Origin of the sequence: Gordonia sp. 135, assembly GCF_009720185.1 — a bacterium.
GTDB classification, from domain to species: Bacteria; Actinomycetota; Actinomycetes; order Mycobacteriales; family Mycobacteriaceae; genus Gordonia; species Gordonia alkanivorans.
Genome location: NZ_CP046258.1, coordinates 95,948 through 119,251 on the forward strand (window position 1 = coordinate 95,948; position 23,304 = coordinate 119,251).

The window sequence follows — 23,304 nt, forward strand, 5'->3', positions numbered from 1 at the left end:
TGTTGTCGACCGCGTAGTGAGTCCGTGACCTCCGAGCGCAGAAGCAACCACGCTGGCGCGCACCGCGTTGACGGACAACTGTTGCGTGAGCTGCTGGTCCTGGTGGCCGACGGTGACCGGGCGGCTTTCACCCGCCTCTACGATCTGACGAGCTCCCGCATCTACGGTCTCGCGGTGCGGATCGTGCGTGACCGCCACTATGCCGAGGAAATCGTGCAGGGCGTATATGCAGTACTGGCAGAACGCTAATGACTTCGACCCTGCCCGAGGGTCGGCTATCACCTGGATGATGACCATCGCGCATCGCCGCGCTGTCGACCGGGTCCGCACCGAAGACCTGCAGGCCGAGCGGAACTCTATCTACGGCGCGACCTCGACTGAGCCCGACAGTCCGCGCAACATCCCGTTGGAAGAGGCGATCGCCGCCGACGAGGCGCGCACGCTGCACGCCAGTCTTGGGCATCTCACTGACCTGCAGCGCGAGTGCATCGAGATGTCGTACTTCGGCGGCCTGTCCTATGCCGAAGTCGCGCAACGACTCCGAACACCGTTGCCCACCACCAAATCGCGCATCCGCGACGGACTGCGACGGTACGCACTATGCTGCTCACAGCAGGCGAGGCGTGACACGCATCGGAACCTGCAGTTGTAACTCGATCGGCACGGAGATCCTGACCAGTCAGGGTGTTTCCACGAACGATGTTCGTGCTGATGAGGAACTCTGCTGCTCGGTGCAAGTCGCCGTCTGGTGGACATGGAACACCATGTGTTCGGTAGAAGCTCAGCATTTCGGCGAGCATGATCGCCTTCGCGTCCTCGTGGTTGTCCACAAGCAGTTCTACACCGTAGATCGAGGCCACGGCGAAGGTGATTCCTGCGGCCAGGTTTCGACCGGGTACCTCTTCTCGATTGCGTTGAGCTTGCGACGCAAGATCGCCACGAGGAAGTTGCCGTCTCCGGCCGCCGGCTCTAGGAAGGTCTTGTCTACGAAGTCGGGGCCGGTCTCTAACTCCGGACCGACCAGGTCGAGCATCCGATCTACCAAATGACGGGGGGTGAAGACCTCTCCGTACGCCTTGACGCGTTGTCGAGACTTCACGGTCCTCTCCTCGACGATCGGTCGTGTCCCGGCGGTCTCCCATCCCCCCAGGTGAGGGATGTGATCAATGGCATCAGGTTGCACCGCCAACTTGTCCAGCAATCCGGTGGACCGGCCATAGAGCGAAGGCGGCACGTGTACTCCATTCTGAAAGCCGAGGCTACGGCTCACACGCTAGCAACACCGGAGCGCTTCATCCTTGCAGCCGGCCGTCCTTGCCCAAGTAACTTAGCTACCCGCCGCCTGGGCATGCGGCTTCCCCCCTCAAGACTTTCTCCCCTCGCCACGCCAACGACCCGGACGCCTCGTGGTCGGGCGCTACCGTTCCCACCATGTCGACGGTGCCTGGAATCAGGCACCCGGCACCTGATCATCGGCAAGGACCGCAAGCACTACACCGTCGATCCCGCCACCATCCGTTGGTCCGACCTCACCGACAACTTCTAAACGTCAACTAAACCGCGTCCACCGCCTTCGCCGCTGCCCTGCCGCAGTGGGCGAGGGATCTAAGGCGCCGGCGGCAGACAGTCCGCAAAGCGCCGAGGCCGATTTTCTAGAACGGGAGATTCGGTGAGTTCTCGAACTGAGTGGACGGCTTTTGAATCCGTAGCTACCAGCGCCAACCGAGTGGTCAGGATCGTCGGCTCGTCCTGTGCGATGATCGCGGTAGACAATAGCGCCAGGTTGCTGGTGGATCTAAGGAAGTGATTGTGCACGGATCAGGGGCGCAGCCTCCGTATCACGACCCGCATTCGTCGGGCTTCCCGCCTCAGTCTCAGTTTCAGCCGCTAGGTGTCCCATTCCAGGGAGCTCCGCCCAGGCAGCAACCTCCACCCCGCCGGCATCTCTGGATCGTTCTGTCTGTCGTCGCTGGCCTGGTGGTCGCTTCACTCTGTGTGGTGCTCGTAATCGTCTCTGTCGCCGACGGCGACGATCCGCAGCAGCAGTACCCACGGAACGAAGCGAAGTACCTCAGCTACGTACGCAATGCAAGCGTCGACAATATGGGCACAAACGGCGTGGCGGTCGATGGGACCGACGAAGATCTGCTGGCCGCCGGTGACGAAGTCTGCGACAGGCTACGTGACGTCGATAACTCTGAATCGCTGGCAGCGGGAGTGATCGCGGGCAAGTACATCATTAGCCTTGAGCAGGGGCGCCGAATCGTGAATTCGGCTACGGGTTACCTCTGTGTAGACGTCCGAACTGTCGAGTGATCCGAAGCGAAGTGCGCCGCGACTGCAAAGCGTGACCTAGCGGGGGGATGGGGTGTCCGACGGCCGGCAGCGTACTGGTAGCCCTGCAAATCTATACTCCGCCGACGAACCCAACGAGGCCCAGGCGTCTGCCGCTCAAAACAGGGGGTGACGTGCGTCGAAAGACTCACGTGCCATTGGGGTGGCTACACGGCCACCCCTAGCCGGAGGCGCGCATAGCACTGCGGCGCAGTACAGCGATCGTCGCAGGACTGGCCGTCACTGAACTCGTTTCAAAGTGAGGCCCCTCTGCTTGAAGTAGGGCCTGGTGCACGGATAGGTGACAGGGTTAGTCACGCGGCCTGAGGGGCCTCGTGGTTGATGATGGTCTCGAATTCAATGGGGGTCAATCTGCCGAGGCGGTCCTGTCGTCTGCGGCGGTGGTAGGTCCGTTCGATCCAGTGCACGATGGCGGCCCGGAGCTCGTCTCTGGTGGCCCAGGATCGACGGTCGAGGACGTTGTTCTGTAGCAGCGAGAAGAAGCTCTCCATCGCCGCGTTGTCACCACACGCACCGACCCTGCCCATCGACCCGAGCATGCCGTGCCGGGTGATGGCCTTCTGCATCTTCTTCGAACGAAATTGAGACCCTCTATCGCTGTGCAGAACGCAGCCGGCCACGTCCCCTCGCCTGGCGACAGCGCTGTTCAGGGCGGCCACGGCCAGGCGGGACTTCATTCTCGAGTCGATCGAGTACCCGACGATCCGGCCCGAGTAGACGTCCTTGATCGCGCACAGGTACAGCTTGCCCTCGGCCGTCCAGTGCTCGGTGATGTCGGTCAGCCACAGCTCGTTGGGGCCGGGCGCGGTGAAGTCTCTCTTGACGAGATCGTCGTGTACAGGCGGGCCGGCCTTGCGGTGCTTGCCGCGGCCTCTCTTGCTGATGGTGCTGGTCCAGCCGCCGGCGGAGCAGATCCGCCACGCCGTCCGCCGGCACATCTTCTCGCCTGCGGCTTCGGCCTCGTCGGCGAGGTAGCGGTAGCCGAACTCCGGGTCTTCGCGGTGGGCGTCGAACAGGGCGTTGGCCCGGTACGCCTCGGCGAGCTCGGCGTCGGTGATCGGGTTCTTGCGCCACCGGTAGTAGGGCTGGCGAGCGATCTTGAGTACCCGACACGCCACCGTGACGGGGATGCCGTCAGCGGCCAGCTCACTCACGAGCGGGTACCACCTTTTCCCGGCAGATTCGCTTGGGACAGGTACGCCGCCGCCCGGCGTAAGACCTCGTTCTCCTGTTCAAGCAGGCGCACACGCCGCTTGGCCTCGCGCAGCTCACGCGATTCGGCCGACGTGGTGCCGGGCTTGATCCCGGCCTCCACGTCGGCCTTGCGGATCCACTTGTTCAGGGTCATCGGGTGGATACCGAAGTCGGCAGCGATCTGTTCGAGAGTCACACCGTCTTCACGGTTCTGGGCGACGCGGACAACGTCGTCGCGGAACTCCTGGGGATAGGGCTTGGGCACAGCTGGCATCCTTCCAGGCCGCCCGGCAGGGCAAGCCAGATCAGATGTCACCTACTCGTGCACCAGCCCCGTACTTCACAGAAGGGGCGATCGTTAGGTAACCCGTGACGCCAGTGACGTCGTTTTCGAGCACGTCGGAGCAGTTGGCATCAGGGCACGTCGCCCAGTAGCCGCTTCTGCCGTCGTTCGCGGTGTAGCTGTACTCGCCAGGCACAACATCGGTACCCACCTTGTACAGGCCATCAGTAGTCAGCGGGTCAGCCTTGACCGGTGCCCTCTTGATTGTTGATGTGCGCTCGACGGATCGAGCGGCATCGGCGATGTAGACATCTTCGTCCGGCTGCGAATCGTTCACAGCTATTGCCCCGACAACCGCGATCACACCGACGACGAGCAACACGGCGACTGTTCGCCAGTCACGGAGGCTGACAACAGTTCTCGGAGCACCCGCAGCACCCCGTGTATCAGACTGCAGCGGGGCTAGCTTCCCACTACCCAAGTCGGGCGCTGGCGGGGCGGGTGCCACCTGTGCCCTCCATTTATTGCCGTCCCAGTACCGTGATCCTGAACCTCCCGATGGATCTGGATACCACCCAGGTGGGGGAGGCGGTGGAGTGGTCATAGGGGTGCCCTCTCTTGACGAAACTCGACAAGACTAGCCGCTCTCGTTCGTCCTCCGTCCCTGACCCTCCGCCAGGGTCACCCGCGGGCTGCAAAGGGATATGGGGCGTCCCAGTGGCGGGCACGGACTCGGATGGCCAGTAGGCTCAGCACGGGCCGGCCACCTTCCGGGCATGAAGCTGAGGGGTGTGAACATGGCAACGGACACCGGAGTCACGTACGAGACGAAAACGATCCGTGCGGTCCGCGGCATGGAGTCGCGGACTATAAAGAAATGGGAGGCCGACGGCTGGGAGTTTGTCTCGCAGTCGCCAGGCAAGGTGCAGGTTGAAATCACCTTCCGTCGCCCCCGGCCCAAGTCTGGACGGCTGCTTTGGATCATCGGTGGCGGCGTGGTTGTGCTCGTGCTGGCAATCATTGTCACTATCGGGCTAGTCAGCGAGAAGAACACTGCCCCGGCGAAATCCGCGAATCCCACATCGAGTGAAGCGACAGCTTCGACGAGCGGGCAGCCGTCCGCTGAAACGACAGCCTCAGCAGCGTCACGGTCATCGACCCGCGATGGCGAGGTGCTCACGCCTGAGAACAGTCCTGAGTTCGCGACTGTCCTCGCGTTGACCGACTCCTGCTCGCCGGACATCGCAGCGTTTGCTGCGGCTCATCGTGGTCGAACGATCGAGTTTTCCGGCAGCATCGCCGCGATGGCACCGCACGGGAACGCAAAGACGAGGTACGACATCCTCATCAACGCGGGAGACGCTGCGTCAGCGCCTGGACCGGCTTTCCAGTTCCGTGATGAGAACACCCTCAACGACCTTCACTGGGTCGGCCCAGTACCGGACACGATCGGCGTGGGGACGAACCTGGGCATAACGGCCGAAGTCGACCGCTACGAGGATCGGTCTTGCCTGCTACTTCTTGAGCCGGTCGCCACTGCCGTCCGCTAGATCGTTGTAACAGATCGCGACGCGCAGAAGCGCTCAGCAACCAGGACGCCGTACGCCGTAGCGCCGCGGCTCACTTAGTGGTGCCACAGGCCGACCGACGGTGGTTTGGCCAGCCTTGGTCTCGGTTGTGGCCGGCCGGTGCCGTCCCGGGCAGGCTGTGGGGGTACGCGCACGGTTACGACCGGTCCTGTGGCTTCTGAGCCGGCGTGGATGTCCGCGTCGATTCCGTCACGCAGGGTCAGGGTCTGGCCGGTGTCGAGGTCGCGGACCTGAACGGTGCGTGGGGTGGTGTCGGGGAGCAAGGTCGCTTCCACGGACGGATGGACGAGGTGGAGGAACCATCGACCGCTGTTTGCTCGTGAGATGAGGTGGCTGACGGCTTGGTCGTAGGTGTCCGCGATTGCGTAGCCGAACCCGAAGTAGTTCGGGTGCGGTCCCTCCGGGCCGATCGCGAATCGCCGAGGCGGGTAGGTCAGGCGCCGTACGTGCAGTCCGAGAGGGCTCGCCAGCTTGTTGAGTTCGTCGACTTCGCGATCGTCGCGTTCGGACCGGTGGTCGCCAGTCTGCTCGTGAGAACTCACAGGGCAACCTTCCCACATGATGGCTGGCTGTCGGTCGATTGCGCTCGTGGCGGTTCATCGGATGCACCAATGATTCACCAGATGCATCATCGGCACAGAACCGCAGGTCAGCTCGCTGGTCCGTGATGCCATCTCGCGACCGCCACCCGCAGGTGGTGGCCAGTGATTTCAGGCACGAAATCTGCTGACGCACAGTGTGATTCGACCCCTTAAGAGTGCCGGATGACAACACACCTGGGACTTTGACACCCTAGGTGAGACTCGTCAACAACAGCATGCGGGGTTATGCAAGGACCTCGCCCCAACGTGAAAAACCGCGTCGGAACTCCCGCATCGCCCATCAATCCAACCAACATCGGTAGCGTCATGTCGTATGACATCGGGGCCAGGTTGGTTCGAAGATCCTGAGGACCCGCGCCGGGTCCGTTGGTGGGACGGAACGCAATGGACCACGAGCACCAACCCGGCGCTGCCTGCAGGCCATGAATCTCAGCCGCCGGCGAAGATTTTGAAGGGGAAGTATCGGTGGGTTTTGGTGACAATCCTCGCCCTACTCGCACCGATCGTGGTTCTTGTGGCACTCGTCGAGTATCTGACCCCGACTAAGGGCCTTGAAGAACCGCGGCCAGACAGGACACCCCAGTCCATGGCGGAGCCATCCCCGTCGTACGCTGCTACCCGGTCCTTGCCGCCGAAAGTAAGCCCACCTGAGCAGTCGCGGACAGACACGCCACAGCGGCCCGCACCTCAAACTCCCCAGCCACCACCCGGAGCGGCCCCCGCATTAGAGCCAGGGACGAGGATGTGCCAGCTCGGCGCGAGCACCGGGACGGTGTACTACCTCTATCTCATCAGCAAAAATGTCCTCGACTTCTCTGCATGCAACAACTCGCCCACCATTGACGCAGACGGCTACTCGATCATGGGAAAGGTCAAGCCCCGAGTAGTGGTGTAACTCGTTTCTGATCCTTCGGGGGGGTCAGGCGGGTAGTTGCATCAGTGGATCGGTGGTCGCCTCCGTTGGTGTTGGGGTGTCGGTGGTCAGGGTAAGTCGGCAGCGGCTGAGGACTTCGAGTCCGAGGTAGCGGCGGCCTTCGGCCCATTCGTCGGTCTGTTCGGCCAGGACGGCGCCGATGAGGCGGATGATGGCGTCGCGGTTGGGGAAGATGCCCACAACGTCGGTGCGGCGGCGGATCTCGCGGTTGAGCCGTTCGGTGGGGTTGTTAGACCAGATCTGGCGCCACACGTCGTCGGGGAACTCGGTGAAGGCGAGCAGGTCCTCGCGGGCGTCGCCGAGGTGGTCGGCGACCTCGGGCAATCGGCCGTCGGTGTATTCGAGGAGCCGGTCGAACTGCTCGTGCACCGCGGTGGCGGTGGGCTGGTCATACACGCTGTGCAGCATCGCTTTTACCGCCGGCCACATGGACTTGGGGCATACTGCCATGAGGTTGGCGGCGTAGTGGGTGCGGCAGCGCTGCCATACCGCGCCGGGCAGGTTCGCTGCGATCGCCTCGATGAGCCCGGCATGAGCATCGGAGGTCACCAAGCGCACCCCGCCCAGGCCGCGGGCCACCAGGTCGGCGAAGAAGGTGTTCCACGATGCCTTGGTCTCACTGGTGGCCACCTGCATGCCCAACACCTCGCGGTGGCCGTCGCCATTGACGCCGGTCGCCAGCAGCACGACGGCCTTGACGACCTGTTTGTTCTCACGAACTTTGATCGTCAACGCATCGGCGGTGACGAAGGTGAACGGTCCGGTTTCGTCGAGGCGGCGGTGCCGGAATGCGGCGACCTGCTCGTCGAGGTCTTCGGCCATGCGTGAGACCTGCGACTTCGACAGTGAGTCGATGCCGAGTGTCTTGACCAGTTTGTCCATCCGGCGGGTCGATACACCGGCCAGGTAGCAGTCGGCCACGACGGTGATCAGCGCTGACTCGGCCCGCTTGCGACGTTCGAGGAGCCACTCGGGAAAGTAGCTGCCCGAGCGTAGCTTCGGAATGGCGACGTCGACGGTGCCGACCCGGGTGTCGAGGGGGCGGTGACGGTAGCCGTTGCGGCGGTTGGTGCGTTCGGCAGATCGTGCGTTCCATTCGGCACCGCACACGGCGTCGGCATCCGCCGAGAGCAGGGCGTTGATCATAGTCTGTAGCAGTTCGCGCATCAGATCCGGTGACGCGTCTGCGAGGGCTTGGCCGAGTAGGCCGGCAGGGTCGACAATATGGGGTGCGGTCATCGCGATGACTCCTCGAGGATTCTGTGGAAGGTTGACTCGAAGGATCACGCGGTGGCCGCTTTGCATCGGTCAACAACACAGCGTCAGACACGATCTCGGCCACCGAGTTACACCACTCTATGGGGCACTACTCATGGGAAACCCCGCCTTCGGACCGAACGTCGATGTACGTTGCTACATCGATCCCGGCGGCTACATGAATAGTGCACTCGGTGCGGTCTACTCGTCATCGGAACCCACCAACCTCAAAGAGGCCCTTGAGTTCTGCCGCAACGTAGGTGGCTACGCCCCCTGAACATGGGCCCGCCGAGCGGTTCGTTTCCAATCTGTCCGAGATCCGAGTTTCGCGGGCTGGTGGTCGTATTGTCATCCGAGAGAATGTCGGATGACGCTAGAGGTGAGACTAGTGACGGGTAGCTGGGACGAGACCCAGTAGCGCCGCGCGGTTTCAGGTCCAGTTCATAGGACCGGTGGACATAACGAGACACTATCGGCACTTGAATGATGATGGGGGAGAACGACTCGCAGCGGTTAGTGATGTATGGCCGTTCCGTCACGAACTGAGGAAGCTCCGGTGTCGGTGACGGTGCAGGGCTACACGGATTGCGCGGCCTGCTCCGAGTTCTTTGGCGATCGACATCTCGCCGACCATCAGCAATACCAGCCAGCCGAGGATGGCCAGTGCCCAACTTGCCCCGACAAGGACCCCTGGCGGCCACGCGCCGGCGGCGATCCGCCAGGCCGCGCAAAAGGCGGCGGCAAGCACGCCGACAGAGAGAGGGGACTGCTGCACGAATAGGTGACAGTTACGGTGTCACGCCGCGGCAGCGGCGGTGTTGATCATTGCTTCGAACTCGACGGGCGTCAACCGGCCGAGGCGGACTTGCCGGCGTCGTCGGTGGTAGGTCCGTTCGATCCAGGTGACGATCGCGATTCGAAGCTGTTCACGGGTGTCCCAGCGTTGGCGGTCGAGGACGTTGCGTTGCAGGAGTGCGAAGAAGCTCTCCATCGCGGCGTTGTCTCCGCACGCTCCGACTTTGCCCATCGACCCCGTTAGCTCATGAGTGTTCAAGGCGTGCTGGAACTTTCGGGACCGAAATTGCGATCCTCGATCGGAGTGAACGATGCACCCGGCCACCTCACCACGACGGGAGACCGCACTGTGCAGCGCAGCCACGGCCAGCCGGGACTTCATCCGCGAGTCGATGCTGTAGCCGACGATCCGCCCGGAGTAGACGTCCTTGATTGCGCACAGATAGAGTTTGCCCTCGCCGGTGTGGTGTTCGGTGATATCGGTCAGCCACAAACGATTTGGCTCCTCGGCGGTGAAGTTGCGCTGGACCAGATCGTCATGGACTGGTGGTCCCGGTCGTCGGCCGTTGCGGCCTCGTTTCTTGCCGAACACCGACCACCAGGCGTTGTCACGGCAGATCCGCCACGCGGTCCGCTCGGCCATCGACTCACCCACGGTGGCGGCTTCCCCGGTGAGGAATCGGTACCCGAATTCCGGATCCTCGCGGTGGGCATCGAACAGGGCATTCGCCCGATACGCCGCGGTCAGCTCCGCATCGATAACGGGAGCAGCCAGCCACCGGTAGTAGGGCTGGCGGGAGAGCTTGAGAACCCGGCACGACACCGCCACGGCAATCCCGTCGGCGGCGAGCTCCTTCACGAGCGGGTAGAGCCTTTTCCCGGCAGATTCGCCTGCGACAGATACGCCGCCGCGCGACGCAGTACCTCGTTCTCCTGCTCGAGTAACCGGATCCGCTTGCGGGCCTCGCGCGTTCAGCGGACTCGGTCGAGGTCACGCCAGGACTGCGGCCCTCATCGATGTCAGCACGTCGCATCCACTTGTGCAGCGTCATCGGGTGCACACCGAAGTCTTTGGCGACCTGCTCGATCGTGACGCCTTCTCCACGATCACGGGCCACCCGGACCACATCATCACGGAACTCCTGCGGGTACGGCTTGGGCACAGCTACATCCTTCCCGACCGCCCGAAGGCAAGCCAGATCAGATGTCACCTATTCGTGCAGCAGTCCCCTCACCCGCGCAGACGCGGTGGCTGGGATGTCGCCGCTCGCCCATGCCGGCCCGACTGTTATCAAACTGCATGGGGACTACACCGAACTCGACTCCCGCAACACTGTGGACGAGTTAAGCGACTACCCGCCAGCATGGACTGATCTGCTCACTCGGATTTTCAGCGAGTACGGTCTACTGATCTCGGGGTGGTCAGCCGAGTGGGATCGAAGCCTTGTCGCCACGTTGCAGGCATCACCGCGCCGGTATCCTCTGTACTGGGACAGTCGTTCATCGAACAAGCAGCCCGCGCGGCAACTTCTGTCTTCGTCTGGCGGCCACATCATCGAGGCATCGTCAGCCGATGACCTGTTCAAGGATTTACTGGCCAGTGTCGAGGCACTCGATCGGCTCGCCGAGCCGCCGCTAACCACGGCGATGGCGATTGCGCAAATGAAGCGCTTCTTGCCGGACCCAGTCCGGCGCATTGATCTACACGACCTAGTTATGGGACGTCTTGACCCCGTCCGAGATGCGGTCGAGCGGCGCGGGAGTGCACCGATCTCAGGCGAGGGTGCCGACGGTTACGACGCAGCCTTGAACGAGTACTTGCGCGCCTCGACGCCGCTGCTTGAGCTACTCATCACCGGTGTTCGATACGACGATGGCACACATCGTGATCTCTGGGGCGAGGTGCTTGACCGGCTCCTAGCGTTGCACCGCCAGCCCAAGCCAGGTCAGGTCTACAACGACACTATGCTCGACGCCCAGCTCTACCCAGCTCTGCTCGCGTTCTACGCAATGAGTGCTGCTTCGGTGGCTGTCCGTAGGGATGAACTCATGATCTCCCAGTAGTGCCCCATAGAGTGGTGTAACTCGGTGGCCGAGTTCGTTATCGACGTCGTGTCGTTAACGGATGCAGAGCGGCCACCGCGTGATCCTTCGAGTCAACCTTCCACAGAATCCTCGAGGAGTCATCGCGATGACCGCACCCCACATTGTCGACCCTGCAGGCCTTCTTGGCCAAGCCCTGGCCGAGGCGTCACCAGATCTGATGCGTGAGCTGCTGCAAACCATGATCAACGCGCTGCTGTCGGCCGATGCCGACGCGGTCTGCGGAGCCGAATGGAACCAACGCACACCAGAGCGCACCAACCGCCGCAACGGCTACCGCCACCGGCCACTGGATACCCGCGTCGGCACCGTCGACGTCGCCATTCCCAAGCTACGTTCGGGCAGCTACTTTCCCGAGTGGCTCCTCGAACGCCGCAAGCGGGCCGAGTCAGCACTGATCACCGTCGTGGCCGACTGCTACCTCGCTGGAGTCTCGACCCGCCGGATGGACAAGCTGGTCAAAACTCTCGGCATCGACTCGCTGTCGAAGTCACAGGTCTCACGCATGGCCACCGACCTCGACGAACAGGTCACAGCGTTCCGCCATCGTCGCCTCGACGAGGTCGGGCCGTTCACCTTCGTCACCGCCGATGCGTTGACGATCAAAGTCCGCGAGAACAAGCAGGTCGTCAAAGCCGTTGTCCTGCTGGCGACCGGTGTCAACGGCGATGGCCACCGCGAGGTGTTGGGCATGCAAGTAGCGACCAGCGAAACCAAAGCCTCCTGGAACACCTTCTTCGCCGATCTGGTCGCCCGCGGGCTGGGCGGGGTGCGTCTGGTGACCTCTGATGCCCACGCCGGACTGGTCGAGGCGATCGCGGCGAACCTGCCCGGCGCCGTGTGGCAACGGTGCCGTACCCACTACGCGGCCAACCTGATGGCGGTGTGCCCCAAGTCCATGTGGCCGGCGGTCAAAGCGATGCTGCACAGCGTTTATGACCAGCCCACCGCCACTGCCGTGCACGAGCAGTTCGACCGACTCCTGGAATACACCGAAGGCAGACTCCCCAAGGTTGCTGACCATCTCGGTGACGCTCGAGAGGACCTGTTGGCCTTCACAGGCTTCCCCGATGACGTGTGGCGACAGATCTGGTCCAACAACCCCACCGAACGACTCAACCGCGAAATTCGCCGCCGCACTGACGTTGTGGGTATCTTCCCCAACCGTGACGCCATCATCCGACTCATCGGCGCGGTCCTGGCCGAGCAGACCGACGAGTGGGCCGAAGGCCGCCGATACCTCGGCCTCGAGGTCCTCACCCGATGCCGACTGACCCTGACCACCGACACCACCACAACAACGGAGGCCACTACCGACCCGCTGATCGAACTGCCTGCCTGAAAGCGACGAAGGATCAGAAACGAGTTACACCACTACCTGGGACTTGACCGATCTCCCTCGCCCGCGATCACGCCTACGACACTTCACTGAATCCGAAGCAACCCGTGCCAGTTGCATTCGTGTTGAGGCCCGATTCGGTCTTGGACTATGACGCGATCAACCGATTTAGCAGGTGGAACGGCACGAAGTGGCAAGTCCCGCCGAGCCACCTAATTCGAGAGCATCTGAGCGCACTCTTTGAGGAACTGTTCGCCCAGCCGCCGCGGGAATTGTTCGACGATGTCGAGTTCCGACACGCCTTGTTGATCGCAACCGTTACCCCCCCTGAGAGCTACTATCAGCGACCTCTCTGGGGTGAGTTTCTCGGTGACCGATATTGGAGCCGGAGTTTGGATGAAACGTTGCAGCGGCTTGCAGAAAGGTTTGGGGCGAATTCGCTGCGGGCGGGCAGCGATTGGCCATGGTGGACCCTCATAGGTGCAGGCGAGTCCGCTCGTGACCGTGCCACCGAACTGCTCAAACCCCTCTACGACAGAGACAGGTAGGGCTGCCATCTGCGTCGGGTCAGAACGATCGTAAATCTTGTCCGGCGCCAGACACCTGTTGCTATTATTGCTGCATGAGCGATGCTGGCCGGTGGGGCGCGATCCGCGAGCTGGCGGATCGCCAGTTCGGGCTGTTCACCACCGCCCAGGCCCGCCACCTCGGCGTCGCGCCGTACGTCCTGGCTCGCCTCGCTGGCCGTGAGGCCATCGTTCGGGTCCACCACGGCGTCTACGAGCTCCCCGAGTCCTCGGCCTGGACGACTTTCGGTGACTGGGCGGCACAGTGGTTGGCGCTGCACCCCACCGCCGACATCGAGGAACGCCGCACGCGCCCCGACAGCGTCGTGAGCCACGCCGCCGCCGCCCAGGTCCTGCGGCTGGGCACGATCACCGCATTCGGTCTCGAGCTGAGCAGCCCGCACCGCATCAACGTCCGCGACCCGTCGGTGCGCACCTGGCGCCGGCCGATCGGTGACGGCGGCCGCGACTGGGACCTCGTCGACGGGCTGCCGGTGACCACCCCCGCGCGCACCGTGGCCGACCTGCTCCTCACCCACGGCGACGGCGGACACCTCGGGACCGCGCTACACACCTGCCTGAGCGAGTCGCTGGTCGACGCCGACGAGCTGATCGCGGCATGTGATCGGGCTGCGCCGCGCTGGAACTACGCCTCGGGTGCTGACCTGTTCGCTTCGCTGCTCGATCAGGCGCAGATGCCGGCCGAACCGGTGCTGGTCGGCTGATGGCGTATGCGTCCGAAGAGGCGTTCCGTGCCGGGCTGAAAGCCCGCCTGTCCGCCGAGGCTCGGACGAGCAGGTTCAGTCGTGACGAGCTCGCTCAGACCGTGACCCTGCAGTTGTTTCTGGCCCGGCTGTTCCGCTCCCCCGACGCCGACCAGTGGATCCTCACCGGTGGCACCGCCCTGCAATTCCGGGCACCGACCCAGGCGCGGCCCACCGCCGACGCCGACCTGGCCACCCGCCTCGACGCCGAACACATGCAGCACTCGCTGCGCCAGGCCGCCCACCCCGGACCCGGCGACTTCGGCGAGTTCGACATCACGATTGCTCCCACGCGCAGTCCCGGATTGTTCGCCGGACGTATCCGCTACAACATTGCTGGACAACGGTTCTCCGATGCGACGCTCGACCTCGCCACCCACCGGGAGATGCTGCTACCGCCCGAGACGATCAGCCCGCGCCCGGTGCTTGCGCTCGACGAACTCGACCCCATGCCCGTGATCCGGATGCAGGCCGCCGCCGAAGCGGTCGCCGACAAGGTCGCTGCCCTCTACGAGCTGCACGGCACCCACGGCGACAGCCCCTCCACGCGCGCTCACGATTTGGTCGATCTCGTCATCCTCGCCCGCACACAATCGTTCGATGCCGAGCAGCTGCGCGCCGCGATCCGCCACCAAGAACAGCGCCGTGGACTGACGATCCCGGTGCCGTTGGTCCTGCCCAACCCAACTTGGGAGCGCGACTACCCTGAGCGAGCCGCGCACAGCGGCTTGCCGGCGCACCTGCACCAGGCCGACGCCGCGCTCACGGCCGCCAACAGCCTCATCGAACCGATCTTGACGGGCGCGGCCGGGCACAGCCGGTGGGACCCCGACGACGGTGCGTGGACCTCGGAGAGAACGCGCTCGATCGGAGAACTGCTCGCCGACACCCGCGCTCCACACGCAGCACCCCGCACACCGACACCTGAGACCTCCCCGCGGCCATCAGCTCGTAGCACAGAACGCCCCCGCGACCACGGACCCGAACTCTAGATTGTGACCAACGCGCCCGGGCACAGCGGCACAGCGCAGTGAAGGCAGGAGAACGCGATGCATGAGGTGTTCGGTGAGTGGTACCCCGCCGATAGCGCTGGTGAGCGCCGCGGTTTCGTCACCTCCGCCAGAATCGCTGTGGATGCCAACGTCCTGCTGGGCCTGTACCGGATATCGAAGGAGTCCCGCGAGAAGATCCTAGTCCAGCTCGAACGGGACGATATCCGTCCCCGCCTCTTCCTTCCCTACCGCGCAGGCCTCGAATACCACCGTCAACGACTGGCTGTCGCACCCGATCACGCCAAGCAATACACCAGAGCGACGAACATCATCTCGGGAGTCAAGGGCAGAGGCGTCACTAGTCAGCTCCTGCAGGAACTTCGCGCGGCTATCAGGGAAGTCAAGGACGCCGGAGTGCAGAAACGACTACTCGACGCGGCGGACACGGCATTCAAGGAAGCCGCGACTACCGTCGGCGAAGCGATACGGGCAGAGCGAGAGTCGAACATCCTCCACCCCAAACAAATTCAGACAGATGACCCAATCCGGGATCGTATCGAGAAGCTGTTCACCGATGCCGGTCAGATCGGTCGTCGGCGGATATCGACCGACCTCCGGGCATGGGAGGACCAAGCGCGTGCTCGGCTCGCCGCTGCCATGCCCCCCGGGACCGGAGTCGATGAGTCCAAGCGGGACGGCGGGATCGGTGACCCGCTCATCTGGATGGAGATGATGGACCTGGCCCGAGCTGTCGAGCAGGACGTGCTGTTTGTGAGCGACGACATGAAGGCAGACTGGCGTCAGATCGTTGACGACAAGGACTTCGGACCTCTACCTGACCTTCTGCGCGAGTTCGCTGACGAAACCGGCCAGCGATACCACCACGTGAACTCGGACACCTTCCTCGAAGACCTCAACACCTATCTCGATGCCGATGTGGACGACGACGTGATCGACGAGGTCAAAAACGCACGCATTTCTCTCTCCGATTCTGGTTCGAGGATCTTCCTGCCCGAAGAGACGAAGGAGCGCCTGAGGGAATGGGTTCGCACCAACGAGGCGTTTAGCACGAGGCTGAATTCTGAGGCGTTCCATACCTTGTTGAGTGCTGGCAAGCCAGCATCGATGAACTTCGAGAACACCATGTTCGGGCCGGGTAATCCCGCGTCTGCGGCACTCGCGGAGTTCTTGCGCAGCGCAGTGAGCCAGACGCCCTCGTTTAGCGATTCCGGCGAGCGATCAGGGGTCGTGAAAGACGAGGACGATCGGGACGACGGCCAAGATGACGAGGACAAGCCAGCAGCACCCGCATAGACCAGGTGTTTTCAAGTCGCTGGCGTACCGCGAACGCCGCCCGTCTTGTCTGTAGCCTCGCGGTAGATCGGGCAGCCGCACGAGGTGTTGCAGGCGAAGCTCCAGGTGGGGTGGGCGGCGTGGGTGTGTACTCCCCAGGGGTGTCCGCATTCGCAGTCGGGGAAGTGCTGGCGGTCCCAGCGGTCGCAGAGGTCCTCGACGGTCAGCGTTGCTGACGGGTAGCCCACGGCGCCTCGGAAGCCGACGCACTGGTATTTCGACCAGGTGGGGTCGACCTCGACCGGGCATCCGAGGTAGCCCAGGTCGTGGTTGATGACCAGCCCGTAGTCGAAGGTGTTCTCTCCGCAGCGGCCACACCAGTCCTCACCAGTCGGTACGGGCAGGCCGTCGGGTCGCCCAGCGCGGCGTTGTTCCCACAGCTGGCGCAGGGTGGCGACTTCGGTCTCGAGGCGGCGCTGCTCTTCGATGCGCTCTGCGGTGCCGTCGAGCAGATCGAGCAGGTCGATGTCGTCGTGATCGGATGGTGTGTGGCGGCGTGCCATTGCACAGCTCCCCTCGTCGAGGTCTCAGGTGGTTAGTCGGCGGCGTAGATCGGCGTGCAGGTCAGGAACAGGCATTCCCGGTTCTCGTCATCCGCCAGGACGACCCCGATACCGGTGGTGAGGATTTCGGCGAGACCGAGTGCCCACCTCGACCAAGTCAGATCGACCATGGCGTGCACGTGCTCGATGGGCACCAGCTCGGCGTGGCCGGTCTGAAGCACGCTGGTGGCGCGGATGATCTCACGTGCGCTCGGACTGGCGACGATGTTGCTGTAGCTCCACGACATGCGATGCCCCTCTGCTGAATGCTGATGCGACCGTGCGACTTCCGGCGATACGCCCCCCGAAAGCATGTACCTCATAGGGTTCACAATATGCACCCTATAGGGTACCGTCAAGTCATGACCACAACCACCCTCCCGACGACAGCGATCGCGGTGCCCTCGCCCGGCCAGCAGCTCGACATGTTCGCCGAAGCGGCCCGCGATGAACGCGAGACCGCCGAACGCACGACCGGCGTGCCCAGGCTGTATACGTTGCGGTGCAACACGATTGCCGACTACCAACACGCGATGACGCAGTGGAGCCAGGCGTGGCCGGACCTTGCCTGCCTGCGCGACTCGCACGGCTGGCACGTCGCGATCGGTGAATACGCGAGCAGCCGGGAGCCGACCAGCGCGTGCATCCCGATCACCCTGCAAACCGACCTCCGATGCAACCGGACCTCGCACCGCGGCTGCCTGTGCGTGGGTGATCTGGTCTCGCGCAGCTTCTGCCGAGGATGCGGCTGGCACTCCGAGGTCGTCGACGACGACACCGACGCGGCGCTGCTGGGCCTGGACCACTGCTTCCCTGGATGGCGCGACGACCCGATCGTGCCCTCGGCGCCCTACGACGACGGACCGAAGCGCCGCACCCGCATCAACTGGGAAACCACCGTCACCGAACTGCACGGCACCGACCGTCCCCAGGGCTATCCGATGATCACCCGCCGCGGACCGCACGGGTGGCGAGCCGTGCCGGGCCGGTCACTGTGGGGAGGCTACGACGTCGCCGCTGAAACCCTCGGCCGATGACCGACACCACCGATGGTGCCGTGCCCGGCCTGTCTGCCCGGGCACGGCACGCACTCGCCCTCCCCGGCTCTGGCAAGCTCAACACCACACGATCACCGACCGCCCCCGAGAGGCCCGAATCCATGTCGAGCGACCCGTCCGCCGTCAGCGTTGACGAGACCGCCGTCATGGCCGCCGTCGGTGCGGCGATCGTCGCCCGCCGCACCGAACTCAAGATCAGCCAGCAAGCCCTGGCGCGCACCGTCGGCACCAGCCGGACCTTCCTGCGCGGCATCGAGGCGGGCGAGCGTGCGCCGACCGTGGTCACGCTCACCCGGATAGCCCGCGCCCTGCACACCACCCCCAGCGAGCTCATCACCACCATCCGCTGACGCCGGCTCCACTACATCCGGCCGCGCTGATGCCCGCCCTACGAGGGCCGCAGCCCTCTTGCCTACCGGCATAGTCACACAACCCCCCGTCATTCCCTCGCGTATTTCGGCGCGATTTCTGTGGTGCTTTCAGAATGAATAAAAGAATCCTCGACGAGAGGAGTGGGTGGGTATTCGAATGACCCTAACAGCAGGTCGAAGTACATTAACCTGATTCGTGAAATACGTTGCAGCCCTTGCATATACAGTCCTTTAGGTATAGAATAGAAAAAAGCAAACAGCCACTGAGGGAAGGTTTTAAAGAAATGACCATCACCGTGTACACAAAGCCCGCTTGCGTCCAGTGCCACGCCACTTACAAAGCGTTGGACAAGCAGGGCCTGGCCTATCAGGTGGTCGACATCAGCGCCGACGACGACGCCCGCGACTACGTGATGAGCCTGGGTCACCAGCAGGCCCCGGTCGTGGTGATCGACGACGGCCAGCAGTCATGGAGCGGATTCCGCCCCGACCGAGTGAAGGCGCTCGCCACCGCCGCCTGACCCGCCAGCCCCCGCAACCGGGTGTCGCGCTTGCCGTCGACGACACCCACCCCGAAGTACACCGACCAAGGAGAACCAGGATGAGCCGTCCATCCGCCTACCGCGCCATCAACCACACCGGCCCGTGGACCTTCGGTGGCCTCGCGATCGCCGCCGATAATGCTGCACTGTGGGCCAGCCCCGCCGCAGCGGATCCCGCCGACACCTCCGCACCCCAGGTGCAGGCCACTCTGGCCAACGTCGACGACGATCTCGTCATCACCATCGACGTCCCCGCCGGCCACATTCACGCCGTCACCGTCACCGAGGCGGGACTTCAGGTCACCGTTGCCGACATCGGCCCGGACTGCTGCCGCATGTGCGGAGAGCACTTCAGCAACCCGCACACCCCTGGATGCATGGTTGGAGCCGCCGACGAGGCCGCGCTCGCCGCCCAGGACGACACTGCAATGCTCGCCGCCCTCAGCGCCAACGCCGAACGGCTGCCCCGGTGAGCGACACCCTCGACGCCGCTCTCGCCGACATCGCGCGCACCACTGGACTGGTGTTCACGCACACCACCTTCGGCGCGCAGCGCAGCGGTCACTTCGCCCGCACCCGAACGCGCGACGTCGTGGTGATGATCGACAACGACTGGCAGGCACTCACCGACAACGGCGCCGGCCTCTTCGCGCCGAGCAACCCGCGATGGACGCCCGTCCACCCGATCGTCATCGCCGTCTACGAAGGCGGTGACCTTACCCGCCTCCCGCTCACGGAGGTGTCCACTCGCCGCGCCGACATTGCTGTGCTTCCCCACCTGCTCGATCAAGCCCTCGAACTGGCCGAGCGCGCCCGCCGGGAGTGCAGCCACTTCCTCGGCTACGACTACGACGGACGCGGCGACACCACCCGACGCCACCAGGTGATCTGAACCATGCCCGCCGAGACCCCACCCGACCCGTCGGTGAGCGCCGCCGCTCACGCGGACGCGGCGCTCGCTGATGGCCACGGGTGGGCCAGCGACACCGGCCACGCCGAGGTCCTGTTGCTCTCGGCGCTGCTGTGGGCCACACCAGCCCACCACGACGACCTCGCTGACATCGTCGGCATGGTCCGCGCCGAGGACTTCTACGTGCCCGCCCACGGCGAACTGTTCACGATCATCGCCGACCTCATCGCCGACGGGACCCGCCGCGCACACGACGCCACCACCGTCGCCCACGAACTACGCCGCCAAGGACGCGCGGCCACCCTCGGCGCCGAGCGCCTCACCCGTGCGCTCGTCGCGGCGACGTCCGCCGGCGCCGACGGCATCCAGGCACGCCACTACGCGGCGATGGTCGTCGCCGATGCCTACCGCCGCCGCTACCGCGCCGCCGGAGACGGCATCACCCACGCCGCCGACCACCTCCCCGAAGCCGAACTGTGGGACTACATGTGCGCCCACGGCATCGCCCTGCGCGAACACCGCACCCGCCTGTCCGCCCTACGCCCGAACTGAGAGATCGAAAGGAACACCGCCATGCCCACCACCGACATTCGATACCCGGCCGCCGACCTCGCCAAGCTCCACGCCGACGCCTACACCCTGCGCCACGTCGACAACCTCACCTGGGACCAAGTCGCTACCGCCCTCGATGAACCCGTCGCCGTCGTCAAGGACTGGGCGCAGACCTACATCGACCGCACCGACGCCGCCGCCGCCGAACAGCAGATGTCGCTGTTCGACTGACTCTTCGGCCACCAACTTTCACCAGCAGACGGCCGCACCCACACCAGAAGGCTCCTCCGCGTCATCGCCGCGGAGACCGTGTCCGGCGTCGGTCCCCTATGCCAGGCTTGCGGGTATGTCCCACACCGCCGAGCAGCTGCACACCCTCGTCGTGGCGTGCGAACAGTTTCGCGGCGCCACCGCGCCGGGCGGTTACCCCGACGGCCTTGCCCTCTGCGTGATCGACAGCGTGCAGTCCACGGGCGTCACATACAGCAGCGTGGAGAACGTGATCGCCCGCTACCGTGCCTACCGCCGCGACCAAGGTGGCGATCCGAACCGCGACGGTGTTCGTGACTTGCTAGCCACCTTCGACGAACTCGAAGGACCGCAGGGATGGGCGGCGACGATCGGCAACAACAACCGGACGTCCACTCGCGGCCGCGCGGTGTTGAAGTCCGAAGCGATCCGAGACGCGGCTCAAGTGCTGGACACCGCGGGGATCGTTGACACCGCCGGCTTTCGTAAGGCCGCCATGGACGAGGTGCAGCTGGCGCAAATCAGAGTGGGCTGGTGCGCGATAGTGGGTCAACGCAGCGGGATCACGTGGCACTACGTGCAGATGCTCGCTGGCATCCCAGGCGTCAAGCCTGACCGGATGATTTGTCGATTCGTCGCCGACTCGTTGAAGGTCGCTCGTCGTAGTGTCACGCCGCCCTTCGCCTCGGACATCTTGACGGCCGCAGCCAACCAGATGGGCATCTCGCCCACCGACCTCGATTACGCGGTGTGGCAGTTTCAGCGGAGCCGCCGCTAGCGATCCGAGGTGACTCGAACTAGCCAGCTGCACCGACGTCGTCGAGGTGCTGACGAACGATCTCGAGATCCCGCGCCCGGTCGCGCACGATCCGCCGGGATTTCACCTTGAACACAACCTTCTCGATGACCACCAGGCGCAACCCATGCTCGGGGATCAACATGCGCTTGCGTTCGTCGTAGAGTCGGCGCTGCTGGCCGCGACCGACCCCGGATACGGTGTGCCGGCGGTCGAAGAACGCAGACGGCTGCGAGTGCTGTTCCTCCTGGAACTCGACGGCGAGGTTCAGTTCTCGCCAGAACCCGTCGACCGGGAGCATCGCCCCACGGGGTAGTCGAGGCGAGGGGTCGCCGCGCAGCCAGTCGAACCGTGCCTGACGGATTCCAGGAACCCCGAGGATCTCGTCGCACAGGTCGAGGACGTAGTGCTCGTCTGAGGCTCTGCGATCAACCATGACGCGAATTCTGCACTGAACCGGACTAACACAAGGCGGGTCTCGGGTTCAGAACAGGCCGAGCTGGTCGGCGGCCGCGGACGGTACGGGTTGGAACAGCCGATGCGCGTGGTCCGGGTCGCCGCCGTCACGCAAGTACGTGCGCAGCATGATCGAGCGCGCGGCGCGGTTGATGGCGGTGGTTGGTCGTGATCCGCGGTGGCGGCCGAGGCCGACAGCGTAGGTGAGGTTGTTGGTCTGGGTGCCGATGCGCACGTGTGCGGAATCGACGCGCACGCACAGCGGTTCGTTGCAGTAGTGCTCGCCGATGTCGGCGGCGTCGGCGCCGAGGTCGGGGTGCACCAGCAGCAGCGCGAAACGGTGCGCACTGATCGCTCGCTGACGGTTGTTTCGGCGGAAGGTGAATCGGCCGTACCCGTCTGGCGAGCTGATCGCGCCGATCCAGTACCAGCAACCACGGGGTGTGAGTACGACGTGCTGCCAGAAGTGTTGCTCGGCGCGAGCATCGGGCATCAGCGTCGGGTCAGTGACCACGCCCGGCGACGGTGTTGGGGTGCCGACCGCCAGGTGGGTGGCCGGCACCGCGAACAGGCCGAGTTGATCGTGGTCAGGGTCGACGCTCATGGCCGAACCCTAGAGCCCTAGGCCGACATCACCGCGGGATCGGATGGCTCGGTGCGGGTCTCGTCGGTCGCCGCGTCCGGAGTGGCCGGGGTCGGTGTTGGCTCCTGGCTCGAGGTGGCCTTCTTCGTCGCGACGGACAGGCCCGCCTCGCGCAGCAGTGTCTTGGCTTTCGCGGCACTGATCTCCACGAGATCGGCGGCGCCACTAACACTTCCTATTCGCTCGGCGATCGCGGCGAGCGCGGTGGCTTTCGCCTTCGCTGACCGCTCGGTGATCACTCGCAGTTCTGCTTCGGCAGCGGCGAGTTCGGAGTCGGCTTGCAGGAACTCGGCGATGTTGGCCTCGTTGGCTTCCATCACCCGCAACTCGGCTTCGAGTCTGCGTTCGAGTTTCGCGCGTTCCTCGGCTCGACGCGTCTCCAACGCCCCGAGGGTTCGTTTGCGCGCAGCGGCGCGCGCCTGACTGGCAGTGAGTTTTGAATTGTTCGACGGCATACCAGCCACGATAACGCCGGCCAACGCCCCCTCGCCACCGCCACACGCCCACTCTCGGTGCAGTTTTCACCCTCACTTCCCTCACCCTGACACCGTTTCCGCGTTCTCGCTTCCACCCCTCAGCCTTCTCACCTGCACCAACACCCCGAACCGCCCCCGCACCACACCTCACCCCATGACCCTGATGTCTTTTCAACTCCCACACACCTCTTGCATTCTGGATTCGTCCGACGAAATTAATGTGCCAGAATGCAGCCATGGCCGGTGCCGGGGCGTGCGATCACTGCGGTGGTGTGCTGCCCGGAGGCGGCGCACCGCGCCGCGGTCGGCCGCGGCGCTGGTGCTCGGATGAGTGCCGCCGCGCAGCGTGGGTCCGCCGACACGACCGGCCCGCCGGGGCCGGGGTCACCGCTCAGGACGCGGTGGCCCAGGTGCTGGCCTCCCCCACCGCCACCGCGGAACTTCTCGGGACACTGGCTGAGCAGATCGAGGGCGGCGACGAGGTCGCCAGCGGAGTCATTGCCGAGCTGGTCCGGGCGCACCGCGCGAGCGTCCATGCGGTGATCCGGACCAACGAGTTGCGCCCGTTCCGACGGTGATTCGG

The 23,304-nt window shown here is 64.5% G+C and carries 29 protein-coding genes and 3 pseudogenes; 20 read left to right on the forward strand and 12 right to left on the reverse strand.

Annotated elements, in window-relative coordinates; all coding sequences use genetic code 11:
• Nucleotides 1–81: 81 nt before the first annotated feature.
• Nucleotides 82–652: pseudogene (locus GKZ92_RS23195) on the forward strand (sigma-70 family RNA polymerase sigma factor).
• A 186-nt stretch (nt 653–838) separates the two neighbouring features.
• On the opposite strand, the gene GKZ92_RS23200 reads toward GKZ92_RS23195, so the two are convergent.
• The gene (locus tag GKZ92_RS23200; RefSeq protein WP_155225809.1) at nt 839–1,234 is read right to left on the reverse strand and encodes a hypothetical protein; all 396 of its coding nucleotides are present in this window, start codon (nt 1,232–1,234) and stop codon (nt 839–841) included.
• Between the two features lie 764 nt (nt 1,235–1,998).
• Between GKZ92_RS23200 and GKZ92_RS23205 the strand changes: the two genes are divergently transcribed.
• Nucleotides 1,999–2,316: a DUF732 domain-containing protein gene (locus GKZ92_RS23205; protein ID WP_155225810.1), complete on the forward strand. Its 318-nt coding sequence runs from the start codon at nt 1,999–2,001 to the stop codon at nt 2,314–2,316.
• A gap of 332 nt (nt 2,317–2,648) precedes the next feature.
• On the opposite strand, the gene GKZ92_RS23210 is transcribed toward GKZ92_RS23205, so the two are convergent.
• The 3 genes and pseudogenes from GKZ92_RS23210 to GKZ92_RS23830 form a co-directional block, all read right to left on the reverse strand.
• Nucleotides 2,649–3,814 (reverse strand): IS3 family transposase gene (locus GKZ92_RS23210; protein WP_085948641.1). Its coding sequence is split into 2 segments (ribosomal slippage): nt 2,649–3,527 and nt 3,530–3,814, totalling 1,164 coding nucleotides; the frame shifts between segments, so codons are not numbered across the junction.
• A 40-nt stretch (nt 3,815–3,854) separates the two neighbouring features.
• Nucleotides 3,855–4,214 carry a hypothetical protein gene (locus tag GKZ92_RS23825; RefSeq protein ID WP_230462006.1) on the reverse strand — a complete coding sequence of 120 codons (360 nt, stop codon included), beginning with the start codon at nt 4,212–4,214 and terminating at the stop codon, nt 3,855–3,857.
• Between the two features lie 111 nt (nt 4,215–4,325).
• Nucleotides 4,326–4,436, reverse strand: a pseudogene (locus tag GKZ92_RS23830) (DUF2510 domain-containing protein); the annotation flags it as partial.
• Nucleotides 4,437–4,608: 172 nt separating this feature from the next.
• Between GKZ92_RS23830 and GKZ92_RS23220 the strand changes: the two are divergent.
• The gene (locus tag GKZ92_RS23220; RefSeq protein ID WP_196222063.1) at nt 4,609–5,382 is read left to right on the forward strand and encodes a DUF4839 domain-containing protein; all 774 of its coding nucleotides are present in this window, start codon (nt 4,609–4,611) and stop codon (nt 5,380–5,382) included.
• Between the two features lie 74 nt (nt 5,383–5,456).
• Here GKZ92_RS23220 and GKZ92_RS23225 read toward each other — a convergent pair whose 3' ends face one another.
• Nucleotides 5,457–5,963 carry a hypothetical protein gene (locus tag GKZ92_RS23225; RefSeq protein WP_155225813.1) on the reverse strand — a complete coding sequence of 169 codons (507 nt, stop codon included), beginning with the start codon at nt 5,961–5,963 and terminating at the stop codon, nt 5,457–5,459.
• 373 nt (nt 5,964–6,336) lie between these two features.
• Here GKZ92_RS23225 and GKZ92_RS24030 point away from each other — a divergent pair, with 373 nt between their 5' ends.
• Nucleotides 6,337–6,918, forward strand: coding sequence for a DUF2510 domain-containing protein (locus GKZ92_RS24030; RefSeq protein ID WP_155225814.1), 582 nt, complete (start codon nt 6,337–6,339; stop codon nt 6,916–6,918).
• A gap of 24 nt (nt 6,919–6,942) precedes the next feature.
• On the opposite strand, the gene GKZ92_RS23235 is transcribed toward GKZ92_RS24030, so the two are convergent.
• On the reverse strand, nt 6,943–8,196 hold the full coding sequence (locus tag GKZ92_RS23235; RefSeq protein ID WP_155225815.1) for an IS256 family transposase: 1,254 nt from the start codon (nt 8,194–8,196) through the stop codon (nt 6,943–6,945).
• A 133-nt stretch (nt 8,197–8,329) separates the two neighbouring features.
• On the opposite strand from GKZ92_RS23235, the gene GKZ92_RS23240 reads away from it, so the two are divergent.
• Together GKZ92_RS23240 and GKZ92_RS23245 are read left to right on the forward strand one after the other, a co-directional pair.
• Nucleotides 8,330–8,491 (forward strand): hypothetical protein, encoded by a 162-nt coding sequence (locus tag GKZ92_RS23240; RefSeq protein ID WP_155225816.1) that lies wholly within the window; start codon nt 8,330–8,332, stop codon nt 8,489–8,491.
• Between the two features lie 279 nt (nt 8,492–8,770).
• On the forward strand, nt 8,771–8,995 hold the full coding sequence (locus GKZ92_RS23245) for a hypothetical protein (RefSeq protein WP_155225817.1): 225 nt from the start codon (nt 8,771–8,773) through the stop codon (nt 8,993–8,995).
• 15 nt (nt 8,996–9,010) lie between these two features.
• Here GKZ92_RS23245 and GKZ92_RS23250 read toward each other — a convergent pair.
• Nucleotides 9,011–10,172: pseudogene (locus GKZ92_RS23250) on the reverse strand (IS3 family transposase).
• A 94-nt stretch (nt 10,173–10,266) separates the two neighbouring features.
• Between GKZ92_RS23250 and GKZ92_RS23255 the strand changes: the two are divergent.
• The 5 genes from GKZ92_RS23255 to GKZ92_RS23275 all read left to right on the forward strand — a co-directional run bounded on the left by GKZ92_RS23255 (nt 10,267) and on the right by GKZ92_RS23275 (nt 16,087).
• Nucleotides 10,267–11,073: a hypothetical protein gene (locus tag GKZ92_RS23255; RefSeq protein WP_155225818.1), complete on the forward strand. Its 807-nt coding sequence runs from the start codon at nt 10,267–10,269 to the stop codon at nt 11,071–11,073.
• A 127-nt stretch (nt 11,074–11,200) separates the two neighbouring features.
• Nucleotides 11,201–12,454, forward strand: a complete 1,254-nt coding sequence (locus GKZ92_RS23260) for an IS256 family transposase (protein WP_075862536.1) — start codon at nt 11,201–11,203, stop codon at nt 12,452–12,454.
• Between the two features lie 619 nt (nt 12,455–13,073).
• Nucleotides 13,074–13,742, forward strand: a complete 669-nt coding sequence (locus GKZ92_RS23265; protein ID WP_155225819.1) for a type IV toxin-antitoxin system AbiEi family antitoxin domain-containing protein — start codon at nt 13,074–13,076, stop codon at nt 13,740–13,742.
• Entirely contained in the window at nt 13,742–14,773 is a 1,032-nt protein-coding gene (locus tag GKZ92_RS23270) for a nucleotidyl transferase AbiEii/AbiGii toxin family protein (RefSeq protein ID WP_155225820.1), read from the forward strand. Before GKZ92_RS23265 ends, GKZ92_RS23270 begins: the two co-directional genes overlap by 1 nt.
• A 57-nt stretch (nt 14,774–14,830) precedes the next feature.
• Complete coding sequence (locus GKZ92_RS23275) at nt 14,831–16,087, forward strand: PIN-like domain-containing protein (protein ID WP_155225821.1); 1,257 nt, start codon at nt 14,831–14,833, stop codon at nt 16,085–16,087.
• Between the two features lie 11 nt (nt 16,088–16,098).
• On the opposite strand, the gene GKZ92_RS23280 is transcribed toward GKZ92_RS23275, so the two are convergent.
• Nucleotides 16,099–16,629, reverse strand: a complete 531-nt coding sequence (locus GKZ92_RS23280) for a hypothetical protein (protein ID WP_155225822.1) — start codon at nt 16,627–16,629, stop codon at nt 16,099–16,101.
• Between the two features lie 32 nt (nt 16,630–16,661).
• Complete coding sequence (locus GKZ92_RS23285; protein ID WP_155225823.1) at nt 16,662–16,916, reverse strand: hypothetical protein; 255 nt, start codon at nt 16,914–16,916, stop codon at nt 16,662–16,664.
• A gap of 114 nt (nt 16,917–17,030) precedes the next feature.
• Here GKZ92_RS23285 and GKZ92_RS23290 point away from each other — a divergent pair, with 114 nt between their 5' ends.
• The 8 genes from GKZ92_RS23290 to GKZ92_RS23325 all read left to right on the forward strand — a co-directional run bounded on the left by GKZ92_RS23290 (nt 17,031) and on the right by GKZ92_RS23325 (nt 21,128).
• Nucleotides 17,031–17,705, forward strand: a complete 675-nt coding sequence (locus GKZ92_RS23290; RefSeq protein ID WP_155225824.1) for a DUF6349 family protein — start codon at nt 17,031–17,033, stop codon at nt 17,703–17,705.
• Nucleotides 17,702–18,076, forward strand: coding sequence for a helix-turn-helix domain-containing protein (locus tag GKZ92_RS23295; RefSeq protein ID WP_230461985.1), 375 nt, complete (start codon nt 17,702–17,704; stop codon nt 18,074–18,076). Before GKZ92_RS23290 ends, GKZ92_RS23295 begins: the two co-directional genes overlap by 4 nt.
• Nucleotides 18,077–18,381: 305 nt before the next feature.
• Nucleotides 18,382–18,618, forward strand: coding sequence for a glutaredoxin-like protein NrdH (gene nrdH, locus GKZ92_RS23300; protein ID WP_155225825.1), 237 nt, complete (start codon nt 18,382–18,384; stop codon nt 18,616–18,618).
• Nucleotides 18,619–18,698: 80 nt separating this feature from the next.
• Nucleotides 18,699–19,112: a hypothetical protein gene (locus tag GKZ92_RS23305; protein ID WP_155225826.1), complete on the forward strand. Its 414-nt coding sequence runs from the start codon at nt 18,699–18,701 to the stop codon at nt 19,110–19,112.
• Nucleotides 19,109–19,531, forward strand: coding sequence for a hypothetical protein (locus GKZ92_RS23310; RefSeq protein WP_155225827.1), 423 nt, complete (start codon nt 19,109–19,111; stop codon nt 19,529–19,531). Before GKZ92_RS23305 ends, GKZ92_RS23310 begins: the two co-directional genes overlap by 4 nt.
• Before the next feature lie 3 nt (nt 19,532–19,534).
• Nucleotides 19,535–20,101: a DnaB-like helicase N-terminal domain-containing protein gene (locus GKZ92_RS23315; RefSeq protein ID WP_155225828.1), complete on the forward strand. Its 567-nt coding sequence runs from the start codon at nt 19,535–19,537 to the stop codon at nt 20,099–20,101.
• Nucleotides 20,102–20,122: 21 nt separating this feature from the next.
• Nucleotides 20,123–20,332, forward strand: coding sequence for a hypothetical protein (locus GKZ92_RS23320; protein WP_014928897.1), 210 nt, complete (start codon nt 20,123–20,125; stop codon nt 20,330–20,332).
• A 115-nt stretch (nt 20,333–20,447) separates the two neighbouring features.
• Nucleotides 20,448–21,128 (forward strand): hypothetical protein, encoded by a 681-nt coding sequence (locus GKZ92_RS23325; RefSeq protein WP_155225829.1) that lies wholly within the window; start codon nt 20,448–20,450, stop codon nt 21,126–21,128.
• 19 nt (nt 21,129–21,147) lie between these two features.
• Here the strand turns inward: GKZ92_RS23325 and GKZ92_RS23330 are convergent, their stop codons facing one another.
• Genes GKZ92_RS23330 through GKZ92_RS23340 form a run of 3 tightly spaced genes read right to left on the reverse strand, consistent with a single transcriptional unit; the run spans nt 21,148 to nt 22,700 of the window.
• Nucleotides 21,148–21,582 carry a hypothetical protein gene (locus GKZ92_RS23330; protein WP_155225830.1) on the reverse strand — a complete coding sequence of 145 codons (435 nt, stop codon included), beginning with the start codon at nt 21,580–21,582 and terminating at the stop codon, nt 21,148–21,150.
• Nucleotides 21,583–21,630: 48 nt separating this feature from the next.
• On the reverse strand, nt 21,631–22,206 hold the full coding sequence (locus GKZ92_RS23335) for a hypothetical protein (RefSeq protein ID WP_155225831.1): 576 nt from the start codon (nt 22,204–22,206) through the stop codon (nt 21,631–21,633).
• Nucleotides 22,207–22,223: 17 nt separating this feature from the next.
• A complete protein-coding gene (locus tag GKZ92_RS23340; RefSeq protein ID WP_155225832.1) occupies nt 22,224–22,700 on the reverse strand; it encodes a hypothetical protein in 477 nt (158 codons plus the stop codon).
• 257 nt (nt 22,701–22,957) lie between these two features.
• Between GKZ92_RS23340 and GKZ92_RS23345 the strand changes: the two genes are divergently transcribed.
• Nucleotides 22,958–23,299 (forward strand): hypothetical protein, encoded by a 342-nt coding sequence (locus GKZ92_RS23345; RefSeq protein WP_230461987.1) that lies wholly within the window; start codon nt 22,958–22,960, stop codon nt 23,297–23,299.
• Nucleotides 23,300–23,304: the final 5 nt, after the last annotated feature.

What these genes read in the sequence shown, in the direction of transcription:
- GKZ92_RS23320 (WP_014928897.1), top strand. Translation starts at nt 20,123, where the DNA reads ATGCCCACCACCGACATTCGATACCCGGCCGCCGACCTCGCCAAGCTC.
- GKZ92_RS23270 (WP_155225820.1), top strand. Translation starts at nt 13,742, where the DNA reads ATGGCGTATGCGTCCGAAGAGGCGTTCCGTGCCGGGCTGAAAGCCCGC.
- GKZ92_RS24030 (WP_155225814.1), top strand. Translation starts at nt 6,337, where the DNA reads ATGACATCGGGGCCAGGTTGGTTCGAAGATCCTGAGGACCCGCGCCGG.
- GKZ92_RS23340 (WP_155225832.1), bottom strand. Translation starts at nt 22,700, where the DNA reads ATGCCGTCGAACAATTCAAAACTCACTGCCAGTCAGGCGCGCGCCGCT.
- GKZ92_RS23280 (WP_155225822.1), bottom strand. Translation starts at nt 16,629, where the DNA reads ATGGCACGCCGCCACACACCATCCGATCACGACGACATCGACCTGCTC.
- nrdH (WP_155225825.1), top strand. Translation starts at nt 18,382, where the DNA reads ATGACCATCACCGTGTACACAAAGCCCGCTTGCGTCCAGTGCCACGCC.
- GKZ92_RS23220 (WP_196222063.1), top strand. Translation starts at nt 4,609, where the DNA reads ATGAAGCTGAGGGGTGTGAACATGGCAACGGACACCGGAGTCACGTAC.
- GKZ92_RS23315 (WP_155225828.1), top strand. Translation starts at nt 19,535, where the DNA reads ATGCCCGCCGAGACCCCACCCGACCCGTCGGTGAGCGCCGCCGCTCAC.
- GKZ92_RS23295 (WP_230461985.1), top strand. Translation starts at nt 17,702, where the DNA reads ATGACCGACACCACCGATGGTGCCGTGCCCGGCCTGTCTGCCCGGGCA.
- GKZ92_RS23275 (WP_155225821.1), top strand. Translation starts at nt 14,831, where the DNA reads ATGCATGAGGTGTTCGGTGAGTGGTACCCCGCCGATAGCGCTGGTGAG.
- GKZ92_RS23330 (WP_155225830.1), bottom strand. Translation starts at nt 21,582, where the DNA reads ATGGTTGATCGCAGAGCCTCAGACGAGCACTACGTCCTCGACCTGTGC.
- GKZ92_RS23240 (WP_155225816.1), top strand. Translation starts at nt 8,330, where the DNA reads ATGGGAAACCCCGCCTTCGGACCGAACGTCGATGTACGTTGCTACATC.
- GKZ92_RS23345 (WP_230461987.1), top strand. Translation starts at nt 22,958, where the DNA reads ATGGCCGGTGCCGGGGCGTGCGATCACTGCGGTGGTGTGCTGCCCGGA.
- GKZ92_RS23285 (WP_155225823.1), bottom strand. Translation starts at nt 16,916, where the DNA reads ATGTCGTGGAGCTACAGCAACATCGTCGCCAGTCCGAGCGCACGTGAG.
- GKZ92_RS23305 (WP_155225826.1), top strand. Translation starts at nt 18,699, where the DNA reads ATGAGCCGTCCATCCGCCTACCGCGCCATCAACCACACCGGCCCGTGG.
- GKZ92_RS23265 (WP_155225819.1), top strand. Translation starts at nt 13,074, where the DNA reads ATGAGCGATGCTGGCCGGTGGGGCGCGATCCGCGAGCTGGCGGATCGC.
- GKZ92_RS23325 (WP_155225829.1), top strand. Translation starts at nt 20,448, where the DNA reads ATGTCCCACACCGCCGAGCAGCTGCACACCCTCGTCGTGGCGTGCGAA.
- GKZ92_RS23235 (WP_155225815.1), bottom strand. Translation starts at nt 8,196, where the DNA reads ATGACCGCACCCCATATTGTCGACCCTGCCGGCCTACTCGGCCAAGCC.
- GKZ92_RS23260 (WP_075862536.1), top strand. Translation starts at nt 11,201, where the DNA reads ATGACCGCACCCCACATTGTCGACCCTGCAGGCCTTCTTGGCCAAGCC.
- GKZ92_RS23335 (WP_155225831.1), bottom strand. Translation starts at nt 22,206, where the DNA reads ATGAGCGTCGACCCTGACCACGATCAACTCGGCCTGTTCGCGGTGCCG.
- GKZ92_RS23255 (WP_155225818.1), top strand. Translation starts at nt 10,267, where the DNA reads ATGTCGCCGCTCGCCCATGCCGGCCCGACTGTTATCAAACTGCATGGG.
- GKZ92_RS23290 (WP_155225824.1), top strand. Translation starts at nt 17,031, where the DNA reads ATGACCACAACCACCCTCCCGACGACAGCGATCGCGGTGCCCTCGCCC.